Annotated in this window: 22 protein-coding genes and 1 pseudogene; 13 read left to right on the top strand and 10 right to left on the bottom strand. The window is 64.3% G+C overall.

Translation table 11 applies throughout. The features are described 5' to 3' along the window. The first annotated feature begins 69 nt into the window (after nucleotides 1-69). From ACW2Q0_RS20935 to ACW2Q0_RS20910, 6 genes and pseudogenes are all read left to right on the top strand, one after another. On the top strand, nucleotides 70-1,278 hold the full coding sequence (locus ACW2Q0_RS20935) for a tyrosine-type recombinase/integrase (RefSeq protein ID WP_457192573.1): 1,209 nt from the start codon (nucleotides 70-72) through the stop codon (nucleotides 1,276-1,278). Next, a complete protein-coding gene (locus ACW2Q0_RS20930; protein ID WP_457192572.1) occupies nucleotides 1,275-3,926 on the top strand; it encodes a tyrosine-type recombinase/integrase in 2,652 nt (883 codons plus the stop codon). Before ACW2Q0_RS20935 ends, ACW2Q0_RS20930 begins: the two co-directional genes overlap by 4 nt. A 14-nt stretch (nucleotides 3,927-3,940) precedes the next feature. Continuing rightward, a complete protein-coding gene (locus tag ACW2Q0_RS20925) occupies nucleotides 3,941-4,510 on the top strand; it encodes a hypothetical protein (RefSeq protein WP_457192571.1) in 570 nt (189 codons plus the stop codon). Between the two features lie 632 nt (nucleotides 4,511-5,142). Beyond that, nucleotides 5,143-5,463, top strand: a complete 321-nt coding sequence (locus tag ACW2Q0_RS20920; protein WP_457192680.1) for a hypothetical protein — start codon at nucleotides 5,143-5,145, stop codon at nucleotides 5,461-5,463. A 79-nt stretch (nucleotides 5,464-5,542) separates the two neighbouring features. Continuing rightward, nucleotides 5,543-5,713, top strand: coding sequence for a hypothetical protein (locus ACW2Q0_RS20915; RefSeq protein WP_457192570.1), 171 nt, complete (start codon nucleotides 5,543-5,545; stop codon nucleotides 5,711-5,713). 27 nt (nucleotides 5,714-5,740) lie between these two features. After that, nucleotides 5,741-5,905 (top strand): annotated as a pseudogene (locus ACW2Q0_RS20910) (IS1380 family transposase); the annotation flags it as partial. An 11-nt stretch (nucleotides 5,906-5,916) separates the two neighbouring features. On the opposite strand, the gene ACW2Q0_RS20905 reads toward ACW2Q0_RS20910, so the two are convergent. After that, on the bottom strand, nucleotides 5,917-6,306 hold the full coding sequence (locus ACW2Q0_RS20905; protein ID WP_457192569.1) for a RidA family protein: 390 nt from the start codon (nucleotides 6,304-6,306) through the stop codon (nucleotides 5,917-5,919). Nucleotides 6,307-6,989: 683 nt separating this feature from the next. Between ACW2Q0_RS20905 and ACW2Q0_RS20900 the strand changes: the two genes are divergently transcribed. From ACW2Q0_RS20900 to ACW2Q0_RS20885, 4 genes are all read left to right on the top strand, one after another. Beyond that, a complete protein-coding gene (locus ACW2Q0_RS20900; protein ID WP_457192568.1) occupies nucleotides 6,990-7,721 on the top strand; it encodes an N-acetyltransferase family protein in 732 nt (243 codons plus the stop codon). 171 nt (nucleotides 7,722-7,892) lie between these two features. Next, nucleotides 7,893-8,711 carry a ThiF family adenylyltransferase gene (locus tag ACW2Q0_RS20895; RefSeq protein ID WP_457192567.1) on the top strand — a complete coding sequence of 273 codons (819 nt, stop codon included), beginning with the start codon at nucleotides 7,893-7,895 and terminating at the stop codon, nucleotides 8,709-8,711. A gap of 580 nt (nucleotides 8,712-9,291) precedes the next feature. Continuing rightward, complete coding sequence (locus ACW2Q0_RS20890; RefSeq protein ID WP_457192566.1) at nucleotides 9,292-10,077, top strand: SDR family NAD(P)-dependent oxidoreductase; 786 nt, start codon at nucleotides 9,292-9,294, stop codon at nucleotides 10,075-10,077. Between the two features lie 389 nt (nucleotides 10,078-10,466). Beyond that, entirely contained in the window at nucleotides 10,467-11,549 is a 1,083-nt protein-coding gene (locus ACW2Q0_RS20885; RefSeq protein WP_457192565.1) for a hypothetical protein, read from the top strand. Nucleotides 11,550-11,556: 7 nt separating this feature from the next. Here the strand turns inward: ACW2Q0_RS20885 and ACW2Q0_RS20880 are convergent, their stop codons facing one another. Then, nucleotides 11,557-11,943 (bottom strand): hypothetical protein, encoded by a 387-nt coding sequence (locus tag ACW2Q0_RS20880; RefSeq protein WP_457192564.1) that lies wholly within the window; start codon nucleotides 11,941-11,943, stop codon nucleotides 11,557-11,559. A gap of 45 nt (nucleotides 11,944-11,988) precedes the next feature. Between ACW2Q0_RS20880 and ACW2Q0_RS20875 the strand changes: the two genes are divergently transcribed. The 3 genes from ACW2Q0_RS20875 to ACW2Q0_RS20865 all read left to right on the top strand — a co-directional run bounded on the left by ACW2Q0_RS20875 (nucleotide 11,989) and on the right by ACW2Q0_RS20865 (nucleotide 14,439). After that, the gene (locus ACW2Q0_RS20875) at nucleotides 11,989-12,906 is read left to right on the top strand and encodes a hypothetical protein (RefSeq protein WP_457192563.1); all 918 of its coding nucleotides are present in this window, start codon (nucleotides 11,989-11,991) and stop codon (nucleotides 12,904-12,906) included. 63 nt (nucleotides 12,907-12,969) lie between these two features. Further along, nucleotides 12,970-13,683, top strand: a complete 714-nt coding sequence (locus ACW2Q0_RS20870; protein ID WP_457192562.1) for a nitrilase-related carbon-nitrogen hydrolase — start codon at nucleotides 12,970-12,972, stop codon at nucleotides 13,681-13,683. Nucleotides 13,684-13,911: 228 nt separating this feature from the next. After that, nucleotides 13,912-14,439 (top strand): hypothetical protein, encoded by a 528-nt coding sequence (locus tag ACW2Q0_RS20865; protein WP_457192561.1) that lies wholly within the window; start codon nucleotides 13,912-13,914, stop codon nucleotides 14,437-14,439. Here ACW2Q0_RS20865 and ACW2Q0_RS20860 read toward each other — a convergent pair. The 8 genes from ACW2Q0_RS20860 to ACW2Q0_RS20825 form a co-directional block, all read right to left on the bottom strand. Continuing rightward, the gene (locus tag ACW2Q0_RS20860) at nucleotides 14,429-15,076 is read right to left on the bottom strand and encodes a hypothetical protein (RefSeq protein WP_457192560.1); all 648 of its coding nucleotides are present in this window, start codon (nucleotides 15,074-15,076) and stop codon (nucleotides 14,429-14,431) included. The two genes, ACW2Q0_RS20865 and ACW2Q0_RS20860, sit on opposite strands and share 11 nt — an antisense overlap. Before the next feature lie 128 nt (nucleotides 15,077-15,204). Then, nucleotides 15,205-15,711: a hypothetical protein gene (locus tag ACW2Q0_RS20855; RefSeq protein ID WP_457192559.1), complete on the bottom strand. Its 507-nt coding sequence runs from the start codon at nucleotides 15,709-15,711 to the stop codon at nucleotides 15,205-15,207. Further along, complete coding sequence (locus tag ACW2Q0_RS20850) at nucleotides 15,711-16,478, bottom strand: hypothetical protein (RefSeq protein WP_457192558.1); 768 nt, start codon at nucleotides 16,476-16,478, stop codon at nucleotides 15,711-15,713. The genes ACW2Q0_RS20855 and ACW2Q0_RS20850 overlap by 1 nt, the downstream gene beginning before the upstream one ends. Beyond that, the gene (locus ACW2Q0_RS20845) at nucleotides 16,475-16,786 is read right to left on the bottom strand and encodes a hypothetical protein (RefSeq protein WP_457192557.1); all 312 of its coding nucleotides are present in this window, start codon (nucleotides 16,784-16,786) and stop codon (nucleotides 16,475-16,477) included. Before ACW2Q0_RS20845 ends, ACW2Q0_RS20850 begins: the two co-directional genes overlap by 4 nt. A gap of 46 nt (nucleotides 16,787-16,832) precedes the next feature. Then, on the bottom strand, nucleotides 16,833-17,450 hold the full coding sequence (locus ACW2Q0_RS20840) for a hypothetical protein (protein ID WP_457192556.1): 618 nt from the start codon (nucleotides 17,448-17,450) through the stop codon (nucleotides 16,833-16,835). After that, nucleotides 17,450-18,109, bottom strand: a complete 660-nt coding sequence (locus ACW2Q0_RS20835; RefSeq protein ID WP_457192555.1) for a hypothetical protein — start codon at nucleotides 18,107-18,109, stop codon at nucleotides 17,450-17,452. The genes ACW2Q0_RS20840 and ACW2Q0_RS20835 overlap by 1 nt, the downstream gene beginning before the upstream one ends. A gap of 91 nt (nucleotides 18,110-18,200) precedes the next feature. Continuing rightward, on the bottom strand, nucleotides 18,201-18,857 hold the full coding sequence (locus ACW2Q0_RS20830; RefSeq protein ID WP_457192554.1) for a hypothetical protein: 657 nt from the start codon (nucleotides 18,855-18,857) through the stop codon (nucleotides 18,201-18,203). A 49-nt stretch (nucleotides 18,858-18,906) separates the two neighbouring features. Further along, nucleotides 18,907-19,290 carry a hypothetical protein gene (locus tag ACW2Q0_RS20825; RefSeq protein WP_457192553.1) on the bottom strand — a complete coding sequence of 128 codons (384 nt, stop codon included), beginning with the start codon at nucleotides 19,288-19,290 and terminating at the stop codon, nucleotides 18,907-18,909. Nucleotides 19,291-19,434: the final 144 nt, after the last annotated feature.

Genomic DNA, 19,434 nt, shown 5'->3' with positions numbered 1-19,434 from the left:
CATCCCAGTCTCTGTGGCGAACGAATGAGTAGTCATGCGTTCGCAACTGGGTAGATGGGGTGTGGGGCAGTGGATGTGGATCGATATACGGTCCGGCGGATTCGTCATCGCGACGGCCGCGAGTCGTGGTGGATCTTCGGCCCGGACGGGGAGTTGCATCGGCCGTCGCTGGCGGTGCTGGCTCGGTTCGGGACTTCGACGCAGCAGACCTACGCCTATAGCCTGGCCGACCATCTGAACTGGCTGCACGCGAACAATCGTGATCCGGCGGCGGTCACCTTCGATGATCTGCGGCGCTACATGAGCGCGGCCACTGGGCGGTCCGATGTCTACGGCGCGGTGTGGCGGCGGCCGGAGCAGAAACCGGCGCTCGGACCGTCGGCGGCGGGCAACGTGGCGACGATGGTGAAGGCGTTCTACCTGTCGCTGGGGGCGGCGGGCCAGGTTCGCCCCGAGGTGGTGGAGGCGCTGACCTCGGGCCAGAGTTTCGACGGACGCGCACGGTCGAAACGGGTCCGCGATTCGAATCCGCTCGCGCCGAAACAGGGGTCGCGGCGGCCGCGATTCCTGCCCGATGAGGTCGTGGCGGCCCTGTTCGAGCCGGGCGTGCTCACCACGGCCCGCGACGTGATGATCGTGTGCTGGCTGCACGACAGCGGAATCCGGGTCGGTGGCTTGTGCGGGTTGAGGCTGTGTGACCTGCACCTGATCCAGCACCACCCCTGCGGGCAGCGCGCCGATGCGCACATCCACATCGTCGGCCGCGACGACAACCCGAACCGTGCTCGCGCGAAGGCTTACGTCCCGGCGGCACCGAGCAAGGTCGGCTACACGGTGGACGGCGTGATCCGTGCCGTCAGCGACGACATGATCAGTACCTTCTACGCCTACTTGCTCGACGAGTACCGCCCGATTCAGCACCTGGTCGACCACGAACAAGTCCTCGTTCACACCAGCGGCCGCACCCCCGGCGCGGCCCTGCACACCGGAGGTGTGCGCAAGATGCTCGAAAGGGCCTGTCGCAGAGCGGGACTGAACGCCGTCGTTCGGCCCCACGCGTTCCGTCACAAGGCGGCGGCCGCGCTCTATGCCGAGTCGGATTTCAACGCCGAGCTGGTGGCGCAGGAGTTCGGCTGGTCGAGTCCGGCCATGGTCACCGACGTCTACGGCAAGTCGGCCAACCGACAGTCGATGAAGTTCCTCGAGCAAGCATGGGAAGCCACGGCTCGCCCGCCGGCCGAGCCCTACCTTGCCCCTGCGGAGGGGGCGCACTCATGAGCGCCGCGGCCTGGGTGCCGTCCCAGGTATTCGAACTCACCACAGCGCGCGATTACCTGGATCTGGAGCCGGAACAGCGTTATAGGGTTGTCAGCCAGCGGTTTCCGCAGTGGCTGCTGACCGACCCGATCGAATTTCCGCGCAACCACTCGACCTACGGCTGGGCCTGCCGCGTCAGCGGCTGCGACGCGGCGATGGCGACAACCGAAACGCGGCAATTATGTGTTCAACACGCCCGCGCCTGCACCCGCGCTCACATCGGGGCAGGTGACGCTCTGGGCATCGAGGAGTTCCTGGCGTCCGCCCAACCTTCCCGATCACACCGGATCGGCTGGGCGCGGACCCGTAGACAGCCCTGCCGCGTCGACGGATGCCCTCGCGAAATCGACGTCGACGGCTGCTGCAAAACACACGGCAGCTCGCTGCGACGCGCCCGCGTCCGCGCGGGATTCGACGAAATCCTCTGGGCCGCAAGCCAATCGCCGATGACGCCAGCGGTCGCCTGCTGGATCGAGGGCTGCGTGCACGATGGCATGCTCAGCCGAATCCTGGCTCGCGAACCCCGCAACCTCTGCGGCACCCACGCTCAGCAGTTCGACCGGTGGCTGCAATCGCCGACCGCGACACTGAGCTCTTGGACGGATTTCCTGGCCTTCGAGCCGCTTGTCGTCTCCGTGATGGACCCCGACAGCCGCGGGCTGCTGTCGCTGGCGAAACTGCCGGTCAGCTTGCAGCGGGAGATCCGCTATGCCCTTCACCGGCACGCTAACACCGCCCGGCGCACGCAGTGGCGCCCGGCCAACATTCAGGCGGTCATCGATGCCCTGGCAGACGCAGGAGTGCAATCACTGGCCGATCCGGTCGTCGCAGAACTGACAGCCGACCACTACAACATCCCAGCCGCGCGGCGGATCTGGCTGGATCTGCCCGCCGCAGCGCGCAGCCTCAGCTGCACCCCCGAATCCGCCAAGGCCGCAGGATGGTTCGACCCCGTCCTGATCGGCGCCGCGCCGTTCACCGGCTCGCAAGGCAACCGCGTCAAGCCCTGGGACCTGACTTCGGTCTCGCAGCGGTGGCTGCGGGATCTGCTCTGGGAGCACCTGTCCGACGAAGCGCAGCTGCCGTCCGGGAAACAGGTGTGCTACACCACGATTCTCTACCGGGTCGGCGCCATCGCGCTGCTGTCGCGGATGCTGGAGCAGAACCGACCCGACCATGGCAACAACCCCGAAGCCCTCAGCAAGTCCGACGCCGAAGCAGTCAAACGCACCTGGGATCTGTGGTTCCACGAGCAGATCCCGCTGCCGATCGTCTCGGTCCACACCAAACCACGAACCCTCACCGAGAACACCAGGACCGTGCTTGCCATGAGCATCCGGACAGTGCTCGGACAAGCTCGCCAGACCGGCCGCACCAGCGCCGCGATGGACATGTTCATCCTGAACCTGCCCGAATACGCGAGACCGCCGCGCAAGCCGAGGCCCCGGCCACTGAGTTACGGCGACTTCCAGTTGCTGATCAGCCCCGACAATCTGCTCGCGCTCGATGCTCTGGACTTCGAGAATGTCGGGTTCTCCGACATATGGATGACCCAGGCGTTCCAGGGCGGGCGGGTCAGCGAGACACTGCGGCTCCGGCTCGGCTGCATCGGCCTCCTCGGCGCCGCTCAACCCTATCTGTGGCGCGACATCGCCAAAGTCGGCGTTCTCGATTACGGGATGCCTTGCTACAGGCCGGTTTACGAGCGACTGCTGCTTCGCCGGGAGATCACCCTGGCGAAACTGCGTGTCCGCTACAGCGACACCCTCGATCAGCTAGACAAGCGCGGCCGCGCCAGGCTGGAGGCGTCATGGAATCGTGAGATGCCGCTGTTTCCTCGCGTAACAATGAATCCTGATCTGTCGCTGGAAGTTTCGCAGTGCTGGTTCCGGCAGGTCTGGACCGAATGGTTCCAGGGCCTCGGGCTCAGCGAACAGGTGACCTGCCATCAGACTCGTGCGACCTTGGCGACCTCGTTGCTGAACAACGGCGCGCCTCCGGCGCTGGTGCGCCAGCTACTCGGGCATTTCTCCGAGGAGGCTCTGGCCCATTATGCGAACTACAGCAACACGACTATGGCCCGTCACCTGCAACAGATCTGGGCCGCCGGCCCCGGTATGGACAAGCCTGGAACGATTCTGCTGCGCCCCGCGCAGGTGAAGGCCGACAATCCCGCCGCGGCGGCTGCCCGGATCGACCTGACCGTGGTTCCGGTCGAACATGGCCTCTGCCGCTACGGCCCGGTCGTCGGCGGCTCGCAATGCCCCTGGGGCAAGAACTGCACCGACGGACCGAAGGGACCGTGTGAGCACTTCGTGCTCACCGGCGCCGACCTGGCCTACTGGGAACGCAAACGCGATGCCGCCTACCACTTCGCCGAAGGCGCACCCACCGATGAGGCACGCGACTACATCCTGAGCCAGTGGCAGCCCTGGGAACCCGTCCTCACCGGCCTGCGCGAGGCCCTGGACGAACTCGGCGTGCTCGAGGAAGCCGAGAAACTGGACCTGCGCGCCCCCACGCACGACTACTTCGCCCCGGTGTTCTCCACCGGATGGCAACCGACACAACTGAAAACACCGGACAACACACCGAGCTCAGTGAAATAGGAGAACGAAACACGTTGGTCACCAACAACAAGCGACGCCGTCCGGTCGAGCTGATCGAACAGCGATCCCGCACCAGCGCCGAATGCGAAAAGCGCGTCCGCAAGGCCCTGATAAAGTTGACCAAAGCAAAGGTTCCGTTCACCGTCGAAAACGTCTGTGACCTGGCTGGAGTCGGTAGAACGTTCATCTACGACAAACGTCGCCCGGAACTCACCCGGGCCGTCCTCACCGCCCGCGACGCATCCCAGGCAGCGACCACCGTCCGCGCCGACCAAGCCCACGCTGCCGAAACCTCGTCCTGGCGCGAACGCGCCCTCAACGCCGAGGCGATGGTCAGCTCGCTCCGCGCGGCGGTCAAGGACCGCGACGCTCGCATCGGTGACCTTGTCGGGCAGCTCTACGACCCCGACGGCAACCACCTGACCGAGGAAAACGCCAAACTCCGCGCCCTCGTCACAGCCCTCAACGAAAACCTCACCACAGCCAGGACCGAAAACCGGACCCTGCGGCGCTCCCTCGACGGCGCACGCGCCAACGTCAAGCGCGAGCGCGAACGCAACGTCTCCCAAATGTTCTGCCAATAGGTGTCGCCCGCTAGCGTGAAAGACCGCCATCTTGCCAGTCGTGGGACTACCTCCAGTAGGCGATCTAATGAGAGAACGTGTTCCAGATTTGCGGGCACAAGTCGATCGTGGCGGCGGCAGAACGCGCCGTAATAGCCGATTACCGGATGGTCGGGCGAGCCTGTGCCGGCACCCGCAGGGCTCTGGCTCGATCGGCGAGCGGTGGCGAGTCATGGACCCGAGGTCCAGGCCGAGAGGTCTTCCGCCCTTGTCGCGCGCGGCCGGGGCGGGAATCCTTGAGGAGACGGACACTTCCGCCCCGCACCGGCTCCCAGAGGAATGCGAAAACGATGGGTACCGATCCCGAGCCCCGCCGTGGCTCTACCGGCGCCTGCAACCGTTGGGATGGGCCCTGGCCGCTGCCGGTGTGAGCCCGGAAACGCCGTCGTCCTGGAGGTTCCCGGACGGCATACCGAGGGCGGCATTACGGACGTTCCGCGGCGCGGCAGGCCCTCATCACGGGCGCGAGCAGGGGAATCGGCGCTGCCGGTCAACGGCGGACCAGCCATGGACTGACCCATCCTGGAAAGGAGCAGCAGGACACGAAGTTCGGAGTCCATACGCCCAACGCTCTGGCCAGGATGATATATCTGGTGCCGTTCGCGACCGCCAAGGACGTGGTCGACATCGCCATCGAGGCCGAACAGCTCGGGTACTGCAACGTCGCGGGGAACGACCACCTCAGCACCCGGCAGTACGTCCGGAACGCCTGGCCGACTCCCCCGGACTACTTCGAGCCGCTGGTCACCCTCTCCAATATCGCCGCGCGGGTGTCCTTCGACGCGCGGATGCGGTCCTCACAGCGAGCCCGCTGCCGATGGCGCAGTTCCAGATCCGGTAGCTCACCGCGTTTCATCCGTTGTGGGCATTCATCGACCACGGTGACATCGGCACCGGCGAGCCCACCGCGGTGATGCTGCGGCCCGGTACCGTCGGCAGCAACGCCGCCGCGGACAACGTGCACGTGCTGCACGAGCCCCTCGCGCAGCTGCCATGGGCGAGCGGCGAATCGGACGGAAAGTATTGGTACGCACCGATTCCGGTGGAGGCACCCACAATTTCGCCCGCTACTGCCACCGCCGCCGGGTGCAGTACTCGATCGGCTTCACGTTGACCGACGACATCGTCGAGGCCCTCGATACCCACCTGAGGTCTGTCGATTGAAACCCGGCCTGCAACGCCGGCGGACAGGTCCGCACCGGTGCCGGGGTTGTCGAAGCCACCGGCTTGATCGACCTGTCCGGGTGGCCACCCGGGATGCGGCTGATCGTGCGGAAAAAACGCACACATCCTGCCGCGCAGCTGCGGTTCACCGACCGCGACGGGCTGCGCCTGACCGCGTTCGTCACCAACACCACCCAGTGCAGCTATGGCAAGATGGCATCGGCCTCGATCTCGACTAGCAGGCTGGGTTCGATGAGCCGGCTGACTTCGACCATGGTCGCGGCCGGCCGGATCGAGCCGAACACCTCGCCATGCGCCTTGCCGACCTCGTCCCACCGACTGATGTCGGTGACGAAGATTCGCGTGCGGACAACATGATCGGTCCGCACTCCGATCTCGGCCAACGCGACGACGATCCGGCGCAACGCCTCTCTGGTCTGCTCACCGATATCATCGCCGCCGACAGCGCCGCCACCTTCGATCGCTGCAGTCGTCCCTGCGACCATCACCCACTGCCCAGCCCGAACGGCTCGCGAGTAGCCTACGATCGGTTCCCAGGGCGCTCCCGATGAGACATGCTGTCGATTCGTCACGGGCTCAATTCTGCACGACCAGCGAGTGGTACCAACAGCAGATTCGAACAGGCGTGTCGGCGGCGGCGCACCTACATCCGGGTCAGCTGTATGTCTGGAAGCCGCTGACTCCCGTGACGATAGCCGATCTGCTGCTAGCCTCAGGCTAGATAGCGGAATCCCATTCGGCATGTCGTCGGCTTGCACCGCCACCACCCTCTTCAACCACCGATTCCGGCTGCCTCGGCCAGAGGATCTTCGAAAGCTTCTGCGCAGCAATCTATTTCAAACCTACCGGTAGTGTGACCCCTCTCACATTTCCCCCTTCTGGTCACCCAACCGGTGTATCAATATTAACAAGCTTGAAATATCGCGAAGGGGGATCTAGTGGCAGTCACGCCAGCTTCAAATCTACCGACCATACTCCCGCCTCTCCGTGGGCGCGCGCGTGAAGCCCACTTGGCGCGGTAACCCGACGGTGGTCAATATCTGACGGCACATCGGATATTTGTTGGCAATGAAGAGCGTGCTAGAGATAGCGTCTCGCACTTGCTTTCAAGCTCCTGATTCTGCGCCAATTCGCTGACTGTCCACACGAAGCAGGAAAATCTACCTGCGAAAGTTACAACCGAAAGGCGAGAGTAGAAAAATTGTGCGCTTTCCAGGCAAATCTCTTTCAGTCCGAATGGCCAACAATGTCTTCGGTGGGGATTGATGACGGACGTTTCCTTACGCTGCCGTCCAATATCTCGACAGTACGGTTTCGTCACATCGCAAATCCCGGAGCGCACCTGTCCATCCCTCTCCAGGAGCGGATGTACGCGGCCCTGGTGCGTGTCACCACCGATAGTTTCGCAGCGGATATGTCCGGGTACTGGCTCGGCCAGTATATGCGAGGTTACTTTGAGCGGCTGACGCTTTTCTGCTTCATTGAGGATGAGGACGGCAGGATCGTTGGCTGGAGCAGCGCGCAGCGACTGGATTTCGGTAACTATTCGGCCGTGTATCTTGATTCGACCGGGACGGCCCAAGAATACCAGGGCAAGGGTATAATCACGGCATGGCTGCACTCGAATGAGTTCGAGCAATTATTCGCTAGTCCGAGCGCAGGTCAACAGCAATCTTATATCGTTGCACGGACCGAGAATCCTGTGATGCACCGCGTTTTGGAGCGCCTCTACAAGGTCGATGTCGTTCATCCGCGTCCGGTGGTCAACACGCCCGCAGACGTTAGCTTGGCTGCCTCGGGTGCAGCCGGCTGGCTCGGTCAGGGCGACCGGTTCGACCCAGGCTCACTCAAGATCACGAACGCATACGACACGGTCGACGAGCTCTACGGCGACTTCCCGTCCTCAGGCGATGCCGAACTCGATTCGTTCTACCGCCGCAATCTCGGTCCACTCGACGCGTATCTGATCTGCGGCAAGTGGAGCTAGTGATCCGTATCCGAAGTGGCCTGGTTGGTAAGAGATAGTGCGCAGACGCGGCGTTTGCCCCGACGGCAAAAGTGCGGAGATTCAGCCATCTCGCCATATCGACCGAATACTTCGGAGAACCCGCTAGGGCGGCTCACACACCTCGTAGGATTCGAAGAAGAAAGACTTGGAATGGAATTCGACTACAACATAGCGTTCCAAAGGATCGGCGGACTACTTGAGGACGGCGACCGCGACGCTATCCGGCGAACGAGTATAGGTATTGCGGGGCTCGGCGGGTGCGGGAGCAACCATCTTCTGGCATTGGTGCGCATGGGCTTCGAGAAGTTCTCTGTCGCCGATCCAGACCGGTTCGAGATGGCGAACTTCAATCGGCAGGCGGGCGCGACGATGCCGAATTTGGGTCGATCCAAGGTCGACGTCATGGTGGAGATGGCGCTCGATATAAACCCTCGATGTGTCATCACACGGTTCGACGATGGATTGTCCGATCAGAATGTGGAGTCGTTCGCCGCGTCGGTCGACATCGGGATTAATGCGATCGACTGGTTTCGCGTCGATCTCTACGAACAGTTCCACGACTGCCTGCGGGCGCAGGGTAAACCGTCGCTGGTCGGTGGTGTCCCACTCAGCTTCGGTGCGTCGATCTCGGTGATCAGCCCGGCCACGCCAAGCTTCTCCGAGGTCTTCGGCTTCGTCGACGGCGATACCCAGGCTGCCCGGCTGACGAAGTTCGTCAGCAAGATCGCTTCATGCGGCTTCGCCGCCGACTACCTCGCGCCAGGCGTGAACAGCATCGAGGACCCGGTGGAGAATACGCGTATCGCGTCCGTATCGCCCGGACTCTACCTGGCGACCGCGCTGACGTGCACTGAGGTGTTTGCGGTGGTGACGGGGCGGCGGTCTCCGACCTATGCTCCGGACGTACTGCAAGTCGACCTCGTGCGGCGGGCGCTGGACGTCAGCCGTGAGTCGACACCGGTGCGGTGAGGCCGGGCTGCTCCGCGGACCAGGGCGAACGTTCGGACACGGATTCGTCGATAAGCTAATGGCCTGATGACATCCTCCGATAGCTAAGTCTTAAGTCTGGCCAGCCCGCTGAACTGGCCGAATGTCACCTTAGATACCTATAGATCAGAGAGACGAGCCAATCGTGCTTCCCCGTCACAGTCGGCTCTCCAGACAGCAACGTGGAGCACGACTCTCGACCTCGACTGCTAAGCATTCGAACGTAAGGCACGCTGGCCGATCAGCCAGGGGCCGGTGCAGCAACCGAATGGTATCCGGCTGCTACTTACAAACACGTCGTCCAGACATAGGGCTCATCCAATAGGTGTCTCCGGTTGTGGTTCGGATACGTCAATGCCACTGGTATAAAACGATTCACGAGAGGCCCGCCAGGGACAACCTGCTCAGAACGAAACTTCCCGCATTCGATACAAGGCATGATTGTCAATAGATCACTATTATTCCTACTCCACGGGATGAGCCATGCGCGTCAGCAAGTCGTGGGGGCTTCGATCGCCGCACCCTCATCATCGAATAAACGAGCTACGGGACAACGGAAACCATGCACAAAGACATTATCGGCGGCCGGCGGACCGTCGTCATATCTGGCGCATCGTCAGGCATCGGACAAGCCACCGCCGCCCACTTCGCCGCCGCGGGAGACAAGGTTTACAACTTCGACCTGAAAAGACCGCTCACCGATACGGACAGCGAGTTCGTCGCCGTCGATATAACTGACTGGAATGCGGTACACGCCGCAATCGACAGTATCGCTAAGGAGCAGGCTTCGATAGATGTCGTCATTGCCAACGCTGGAATCAGTGTCCGCACCCCGTTTCTCGATATGAGTGAAAACCAGATTAGAAAGCTGTTGAGTGTCAACCTTATCGGTGTAATCGCGCTGTGGCAGGCAGCGCTCAAACATATGACTGTGCAGCGCCGCGGCGTGCTATTGGCAACAGCGTCTACCAACGCCCGCGTCGGCTACCCCTACTACGCAGACTACAATGCCTCCAAGGCTGCGGTACTGGCTCTGTGCCGAACCGTCGCGATGGAGTTCGCACCGCACATCCGTGCTGCGTGTGTGAGCCCCGGCTACGTGCTGACACCGATGCAGCGTGCCGAGTACAACGATGCGATGCTGTCTGCGGTTAACGAACGCATCCCCGCGCACCGCCACGCGGATCCATCGGAGATCGCGCAAGCATTCTTCTACCTCGCCTCCGACGCCGCTCGCTATCTAACAGGTCAGGACATCGTCATCGACGGCGGCGAACTCGCCGGTGGCACCGCCTCCACGCACGGAGTCCACTTCACGCCCGTGAGAGCAGATCTGCCTTCCAGCTGACGGGAACTGCAGGAGTGTAGTCGGTCATATGGTTCGGTGTATCGCGTCCTGCGACGATACGTGGACCCAATTCCACGCGAGCCCAGGCCACTAGATGTACATATGAGTCAACCGGAAACCATCATTAAGGAATATTGCGCACAAGTTCTATGCTGTGCCGGAGACGGCTGGGCGAGTCATTCATCGGCGACGATGGAGGACGCTCGAACCCACTCCGGTGCCGCACTTCATGAACTCTCCATGATCCATCTTCTCGAGTCGCCAATTTCGACCCTGTCAGCCAAGGTGACGCGATATATGGTGGAGGTACTGCGCATGGCGGTGAAAATTCAACCCAGATTCGTCCTATCTTATTTCAGCGCATTCGTGCCCCTACCGCGGAGATCATCGTGATCGTCAAATATCTTGTCGATGCCGCCTTGGTGACAGGGTTTGGTGTTCAACATTCAGTACTAGCCGCTTTGCGTGTGAAATCAATCGTCAACAAGCGGACAGGAATGAAGCCGCTGGCGTGGCGTTCGGTAGAATCGCTGTGCAATATCGTCTATGCCCTCGTGGCAACTGGTCTGTGGCAGCGAATTGATGTTACAGTATGGGATATCAGAGGCGGGGAGGCTATTGTCATCTACGCTGGCCTGGCATTGTCGTGGGGCTGGTACTGGTACCTGCACCTCGTCGAATACGACTGCGGCCTGGCGTTCGGGTCGACCACTCTGGTCGCACAGCGCGCCGGCGCCCATCAGCCCCAGCTTGAGAACTGGACCGTAGGCAGTCGACGATGGATCAGATTCCCGGTCCACACAGCATTTTTCGGGATGTTCTTCCTGCTGCCCCACATGACGGCAGATCTGCTGCTGCTCGCAGTGATCATCAATATCTACAACGTGGTCGGTTCGGTGCTCTACGATCGTCGGCTCGAAAAGACCATACCTGCTCTCTGGAATCCTTACGTCGCCCAAACGGGTTTGATCTGGCCGCCGATCTACCGTAATCCGTCTGGAGCGGCATCTATCACGTGGCCGTCTCCGGCGCATTGGCGTTCGCCGTGGATGCACCTGCCTGGTCTCATCGTTGGCGGCATGCTCGGGCTGGGCTATTTCCTGATCAATGGCTCCTCGCCGTGGGGGCTTCTTGCGATGAGTGTGGTCTTGGGCACTGGTCTGGCCGGAGCAGCTGCGTCCGGTGCTGTCTTGGGGATCGTGTGTCAACCGCGCCACCAGGATTGGGGGCAGCGCCAAACCGATTTGTCGACCACTGTCGCACTCAGCTCAGCAGTCGGTGTCGCCACCTGGATCGTGATCAGTTTCCTGGTCGACCGCCGCGTTCCCACTTTCGGGGTCTATCTGCCCTTGTGGTTCACAGTGCAATACCTCGGCCACGTGGTCGCGTTCAGTGTAGCCCCGAACAAGTGGCGCACACCCGCAGTCGCGCATCTATCCGCAAAAACTGGACCCAACGCCTCGCTCGCATAACCGGCTGTCAGGTCGAGCGCTTTCGTTTGTCATCAACTTTAGGAGGAATACCGTGCAATCCGCGACAGCCGCGCTGGAAGATTTCGGGATCGGCGAACGTCATTTTTCCTCGACGTTCCCCTATTGGCACACGGAAAAGCCGATCACACACGCGATTCGGTTGGATCCTGAGCACCGCCGGCTTCGAGCCCGATTCGGCCGAGGATTCGACGATCTGATCGACGCAAAGGCCTATATAGATGCAGTCGCGGCGCTGTCGCATTCCGAACGCCTGCACAGCAGCACCAACGACGAGCGCCCTCGACTGGTCGCGGCCGCCGCGCAATCGCTGTTCCGAGCCGCTTCCCTCATCGAGCAACCGGACCTGGCCACCGAATTGCACGATAGTGCGCAAGCGCTGGAAACCTACTCTCGCAGCGGACGCTGGGGACAGCGCAGCATGCGCGAGCCGGATATGCGTCGGCCCTTCTTCTACTGCGGCCCCCTCGCGACGTGGGCGATGAGGAATCGGCCGAACTCCATCTCCTTGCTTATCGCCGAGCCGAACCCGCTCGCCCAGACCAGCATCGATGCCGTATCCGCAGCATGTCGTGACTTCCCGGGAATTGTCGGTGACATGACCGGTGCGTCCGTCGACTACGACAGGCCAATCGCCGAACTGCCTGTCCTCTATTCGTACGACCTCATCTACTGTGCGGGGGAATCGGCTGTCGGTCACAAGAACTTCGCCCACTTCTTCCCGCTGGAGGCCGGGGAGGTCGATATTGAGGGCCGGAATTTCACCGTAGTGTTCGCAAATGTGGTGCGCGAACGCCTGGCCAACGTGACCCGTCGTATCGATGCACTGCGCCCACGATTCTGCCCAGGAACGCAAGCTCTGGAAACAAACCACCTCCTGTCCTGGTTCCGTGCTCACGATCTGGGGCATTTTCTCCGGATCCCGGGCACCGAACCAGAGACCACACGAGCCGTCCTAACGCCGTTCGCCCGAGCATGCCTGGACGAAGCTATTGCGGACGCGACCGGCCTTCTGACCAGTGGCACGCTCATCGATCCTGAACTTCCGACCCTGATGATGCCGGAGATCTGGCGATACGCTGCCCGAGACAATAGACACTTCGCTGACAGCGCCGCCGCGACCATCCTGCTCGGCTACATGTGCGACGCAGGTGTCGAACACATCGAGAGCGGTCCACTCGCTGATTACCTTGGCCATCTCCTGCAAGCGATGTATCGGCCGGACCCAACATCATCTGCGCTGCTGCGCAACTGGCATCATGCGGGGGTGATGGAAGTCCACAGAATACGGACCTGGATCGACAATCAGCCCACCGATCACACCTACGTGATCGGCTGATCCCGGCGACTCGTATGCACGCCATCCCCCATCCGCAGGGGCTCACCACCAAAGGCGGCAACCATGCTTGTTCGGCTAGCTCAACTCGCATTACCCGAGGGCCTATCGTGGCAAGGCCAGACAGACCGAGTAGTCCGTCATCTGCTCTGTCTGCCACCGTGCGACGTGTTGGTCCTGCCCGAACTGTGGCAGATCGGCTACTTCGACTATGGTCAGTACCTCCTCGCCGCACTTGCCGGATCCGGTGACAGTCTGTGCAGGGTCGCTCGAACCTTGATGACGTCTGCTCGGTTCGTGCACGCCGGTTCCACCGTGGCCGCACTGCCTCACGGCCGCTTCGTCAACAGGGCGATAATGGCCGCAAGCGGAGAAATACTCGACCACTACGACAAACGGCATCTCTTCGACCGCGAAGGCGAGGAATCGCAAATCCTCAGCGCGGGCGAGGTTATGACCACGATCGCCATCGGCCCACACCACGCCGTCGTCATCACCTGCTATGACCTGCGATTCCTCCATGAGTGGACTGATCTGCTCGCAACGGCGGATCTCCTCGTAATCACTGCTGCGTGGCCGCAGCAACGTCGCATCGACTGGATCGACCTGTTGTACGCGGCAGCCCGCACTTATCGCGTCACCGTCATCGCGGTAAACGGAGCTGGTCCGAGCGGTCCATCCAGGTTGGCGCTTGCCGGCACGAGCATGTGCATCACCAGCGACGGCACCGCCGTGATCATGGCGGGAGCAGACGAAGAAGTACTCGATATCTGCTTGTGACATCGCCGCAACGATATCGGCGGCACCGTGCCGGTCCCGCCAACGACATAAATTTGCACACAAAGGATGAAATACCAATATCACGAACGGCAGATTCGGTGTTGCCGCCGCTGGTCCCACGACTGGCAACACGGTGGCCGCCCGCCCGGTGGCAAACGATAAATAGGCCCACGTCACGAACACGTTCGCCACGTTCCCACCAGCGGAAAGGATCCAGAATTTGCGAAATTGGGCGCAAAGCTGGGCCGCGAAGGCGACGGGAAAGCCGAGATCGCGGATGCGCCGCAGCATCGGTCGGGAGCGGGCGAGGGTGGCGAAGTGGTTGCCGACGACATCGGGGGCGACCACGAACAGGCAGCGGTCGGCGTGCGGGCGCAGCCGGCCGAGCCATTTCAGGTAGGCGTCGTCGCCGGGGTAGGACCCACCGAAGACGCCGTTGTCGGCGCACCACAGCGGGTAGTCCTGGGCGAGGCGATTGCCCTGGGCGGGGGTCATGATGGCGCCCAGCTCTCCGGCGCGAATCCGGTCGCGGATCGCGGGCGTGCTGGGCGGGGTGAGGTAGAGGGGGACGCGGGCAGCGTGATCGTGCCAGCGCTCAACTGCCCAGCTCTCGCTAAAACGCTCGTTTTGGATAGCGGCGGGCATGGGTGCCTTCCCTTCCGAGTGCGATGGGGTGCGTTCGGAGACGGGAGAGAAGGGGCGGCGGACGCGGGATTCCGGTCCGCCGCCCTGCTCCCGGTGGAGGCTAGAAGGTGAGGGTGAAGCGCAGCGCGGCGTGGTACTCCTCGAACTCGACGTCGAAGATCTTGCCGGTGGACTTCTCCCAGTCGCCGATCACGACGAAGTGCCGCTCGGCCAGCTGGCGCGTGGCTTCCTCGGTGGAGTCGACCGGCGTGGCGGGCGGGTCGAGCGGGATGTACTCGCCCATCGGGTGGTCCTCGTAGTCGAAGACCTCGACCCGCCCGCCGGGGGACCAGGTAGCGCGCACCGTGATCACGCCCCGGAATTCGGCCTCCATGGCCCTGACGATTTCGGTCAGCTGATCGACCGCCGTGTACAGGGCGGTCGCGCGCTCGTGCAGATCCGGGCGGCTGGGGGTGAACAGGGGGTCCAGGTACGCGCGGGCGGTATCGGTGTAGGTGTTGACGGTGTCGCCCAGGACGGTGAGCACGCCGTCGACCTCGGTGCCGCCGTGGAAGCGGCCGACAGCGGCCGCCGCCGCGAGCGCGCGGACGGTCAGGTCGGCGGCGCAGTCGACGAACCCGTCGGCGTCCTGGACGGCCAGTTCCTGGGCGGCCTCGGTCAGGAACTGCACGACCTTGCTGGCTTCGGGCGCGGGCCGGGCGTCGTCGGTGGTGGGGCGCAGCGGGAACGGGTTGCTGATGATCTGCATGATCGGGAGTCCCTTCGGGGTGTGCGAGTGGGGGTGAAGAAGGCGGGGTGTCCGGTCCCGCTTCCTTCTGTGTCATATATTACCCGTTTTCTGGAATGGGTCAAGTCTTCCCCGGCGTGTGTCGCCGGTCAGGCCGATATCGGGAACAGCGCCAGGTCGGTGCCGGTGGCCTGCGCCCACCAGTCGGAGAACCCGGGACGTTCCTTGTCGGCGACGACGGCGGGGGCGACGACGAAGAAGTGCTCCAGCTCGTGCGGGCCGGTGCCGTCCCGGCCGGGGACGACTGCGCGGGCGATACCGTCGTCCCCGAGCTCGCGGCGGGTGTCGACGAGCGCCGTGGAGCCGTCGAGCCCGCCGATGTCGACCCGCAGCGGAGCGCCGTCGAGCCAGGCGGCCATCTCATCGCGAGAGCCGACGTCGACCGCGCGCACCGACCGCGCGACCATCTTGGCACCGCCGGTCCGGGTGCGCCGTGCGAGGCGGCGGACCTCGTAGAGGGCGTGCGGTTGCTCGGCGAGCGCGCTCTCGAAGGCGGCCAGGACGCCGGTGAGTCCGGCCGCGCGCACGTAGTCGATGGCGCGCTTGCCGCCGACCAGGCCCTGTTTGGCGTTGAGCGTGAGCGCGGTGTGTTCCATCAGCAGCATCCGCGCCCCGGCGTCCGGGAACACCGCGCGTAGCGCGCCAGGGTGGCGGCTCTATTGGCGGCGGTGACCAGCGCGAAAGGACAGAACACGCACGCCGATTTCTGCCAGGCCCGGCCGGTCTTCTCGTCGATGTAGGCGAGCACCCGCTCCCGATCCCAGCCCCACGAGATCAGCGGATACTCACCGCGCCGCAGCGTGGTGTCGTACTCGGCGTCGCGGCGGGCCCGCGACAACTCACCGGCCTCGAACCCCACGACATGGCGGTACGGCCGCCCGTGCGTGATCGCTGCGATCACCGGGTCGAGCGCTTCGCCCTTGGCCGACATGCTGCACCGACGACTTCCACCGACCTGCGGCTGAGTGCCGGCCGTGAGCATCTCGGTGCCGAGGGTGTAAGCGCCCTCGATGTAGAGGCGCTGCGGGGAACGGGAGTCGGCGAACACGACGACGCCGGTGCCGTTGTCGCGCACCCGGCGGTCGGCCCGCCCGATCTGAATGAACCGAATCCGATGCCGGGCCAGCAGCGGGAGCACGACCTCGGTCACGTCCCGCGCGGTGTCCTCCCACTCGTCGCCCACCATGGCGGTGACCACGCACAGCTCCGCCAGGTCGAAGTCCCGGCTCTCGGGATCGAAGATCCAGCGCAGCAACAGCGCCGTGCTGTCGGCCCCGAGCCCATAGGACAGCACGACCCGCGGCGCGGGTTCGTGCGCGGCCAGCTGCTCCCGCAGCGCCGCGCACACGGCGGGCCCGGTCACCGGCCTGCCCGATCACGGGCCCGCAGGACCACCCCGCCCAACCCCGGCGGGCAGGTGCAGCCCGCCACGTGCAGCTCGGCGGTAACACGCCGCCAGGCGCGGTAGTGCCGGAATCCGCCCTCGGCGGTCACCGCCCCGGCCAAGAACATCAGGCTGGAGATGATCGCGGGGAACTCCGAGGAGACCGCGCCGAGGGCGATCACCGAGCCACCGGCCAGCCAGCCACCGGACACCACGGCGTGTGCCTGGGTGAGCCAGCTCTGGTCGTGCTGTTCGTCGTGACGGCGGGCGTGCTGGAAGTTGTTCACGGGAAAGTCCTCCGGGATTACGCGAGTGGGGATGTGCGGTGGGCGGTCAGCGCGCCGTGTCTGGTTCGGCATCGGTGCCGCCTGCTACGAGAGAGCGCGTGCGGAAGTCGCGCGTGAACCGGTCGGTGAGCTGTGCCAGCAGCGCGAGCAGTTGGTCGCGGGGAACGTCCACCGACTGGAAGGACCCGCCGAAGCGCACCGCTTCGGAGTCCGGGGCGATGGTGAGTCGTTCTCGGCCGTCGCCGAGGTCGGTGACCTCGAGCCGGTCCCCGTCGGCGTCCTCGAAGACGGTGTGCGGCATGACGCGGATGCCCTCGGGCAGACCCGCCGGGCGGACGCCGTGGCGCAGCAGGGCGACGGTCTCGGGCGTCAGCGCGCTCGCGATGCGCAGCCGCTGTTCGAGCTCGCCGTCGTCGCTGTAGGCGATCAGCCGCCCGTCGAGGTCGTAGAAGTCGAGCCAGAGCCCGAACTGGTCGACGCGGTCGGTGGCCGCGCCGACGGCCAGCCCGTTGGCCAGCAGCCCGCGAATGATCCAGCCGGTCGGCCCGAGCGGGGTCACCTGTGCGGAGTCGACGCTGTAGCGGTCGATGAGGTCGAGCTCGTCACGGAACGGGGTATCCAGCACCGAAGACCACGCCCGCGCGTCCCGGTTCTTGCGCGACATCACGCCCGCCCCCCGTCGGACAGCGAGGCCCACCAGGCGCCGACGCGGCCGTGCTCTGTCCAGTCCGCGAGCTGGTCGTGCGCGCAATCGCGGTGTGCGACCACCGCTGCGGCGCGCTCGATCGGGTAGCAGTGCGAATGTGTCGAGCAGCCCTGAGCCCAGCCGGGTACGTCCTCGTCGAGCACGACGACGTTCGTCGGCACCAGGCCGTCGGAGGTGAGCGGGTCGAGCAGGGTGGCTTCCCGGTCCGAGTCGCCGAGCGCGTCGGCGGGCAGCATCGCGAAATGCCAGTGCCGGGACGGGGACAGGACCGCGACGCGGACCGGATCGTGAAGCAGCACGGCGGCGGCCTGCACAGCGGCCACGGCGGTGTAGCCGTAGCAGAAGATCTCGAGCGGGGTGCGGTCGAGACGGGAGTAGACCGAGGCGCACCACTCGGTGCTCGCGGCGATCTCGTCCGCGTCGAGCGCCAGGCCGTCACCGTTGCACACGAGCATCTCCAGTGGGACGCCCCGGACTTCGCCGACGGGAATGTAGATGTTCACGTGGCCGACGACGCGGACTTGCGCGTCGTAACCGAGCTCGGTCAGCGCGGTCAACTCGAGTGCGTAGCGCACCCGTGCCTCGGCGACGAGAGCGTCGAACTTGGTGGAGGGCATAGCCCTGCTCCCTTCGAGGGATGTGCGAGTGGGGGATCGATAGGGGGCGGGGTGTCCGGTCCCGCCCGGCTTCGGTGTTGCTCAGGTGGTGTCAGCGGCGGTCGCGCGGTTCTGCGATGGCGAGCAGTTCGAGCAGAGCGTCGATGTCGCTGGAGCCCGCAAGGCGGGCGGCGGGTGGTGTCCGCAGGCGGCGGACCACGGTGCGCAGCGTGCCGCGCTCACCGCCGGCCACGGGGTGTCGGTCGCCGGTGCGCGGGTCCACGAGTTCACCGGCGACGTGGATGTCGATGCACGGGTTCCGGCGGAACACCAGGAAGCAGCGTGTGGTGACATAGTCGAATTCGATGTCGGTCCCGGACGCGAGAGACGGTTCGGGGGCGTCGACGACGACAACCTCGAAGTAGCGGCGCCCGGAGAAGATCGCGGTGAGCGGTGTGGCGCACACGGTGACACCGAGCCATTGCCGGGTGCCCGCATGCCAGGCGGTGTAGGGGCCGGTGCGCGTGAGATCGGTCAGGGTCACCAGGAACGCCGCGTGGCGCGCCTGGTACTCCGCTGTCCGCCACCACGCGTGGCGGGCGCGCAACCAGGACCGGGTGAGGAAGAACAACACGGTCGCGGTGACGAGGCAGCCCGCGACGTCGAGCCAGGCCCGCCGTTGCACCGCCGTGTACAGGCCGGAGCCGGTCGCGGCGGCCGCCACGAACACGGCCAGGGGGAACAGCTTGTCGAGAACCTTGCGGATCACGATCGGAACCTTTCGTCGACAGAAGAGGAAGGGGAGAGCCGAGCGCGGCTCAGCCGTTGACCCACTCGATCGGCACGTCCACGCCCCAGAAGCGACGCTGGAGCAGCCGCCGGGCATTCTCGGCATCGGTCAGCCGTCCATCTCGGCGGCGGAAGTGGACGATCGGGCAGCCCTCGATCGAGGGCCAGAAGGTGCCGTCGGCGTGCCCGATTCCGGACTGGATCAGTGCGTACGCCTCCCGGCCGAAGCCGCCCGAGTTACACGCGGTCACCCGGACGACGGGCACCCCGGCAGCAATCCGCGCGTCGCGCTCGGCGACCGCCTCAGCGGTGTCGAAGTACTCGGGATCGTTGTTGGAGACGTAGAGCGCGGCGCGGATCTGCTCGGCGGTGCACTGCACATTCAGCTGTCCGGACGCGATGGTGGGAGGCATGAGATGCTCCTTCGGCGAAGGCGAGTGGGATAGAAGGGGCGGGGTGTCCGGTCCCGGTTCCTTCTATGTCATATATTACCCGATATATCGGCAAAGGGACAGCGTTTTCGATGGGTGAGTTGAATTGGTTCCCGCCCGATCGGC

This window comes from Nocardia citri, from assembly GCF_054065835.1.
This window is presented reverse-complemented; position numbering and strand designations above follow the sequence as displayed.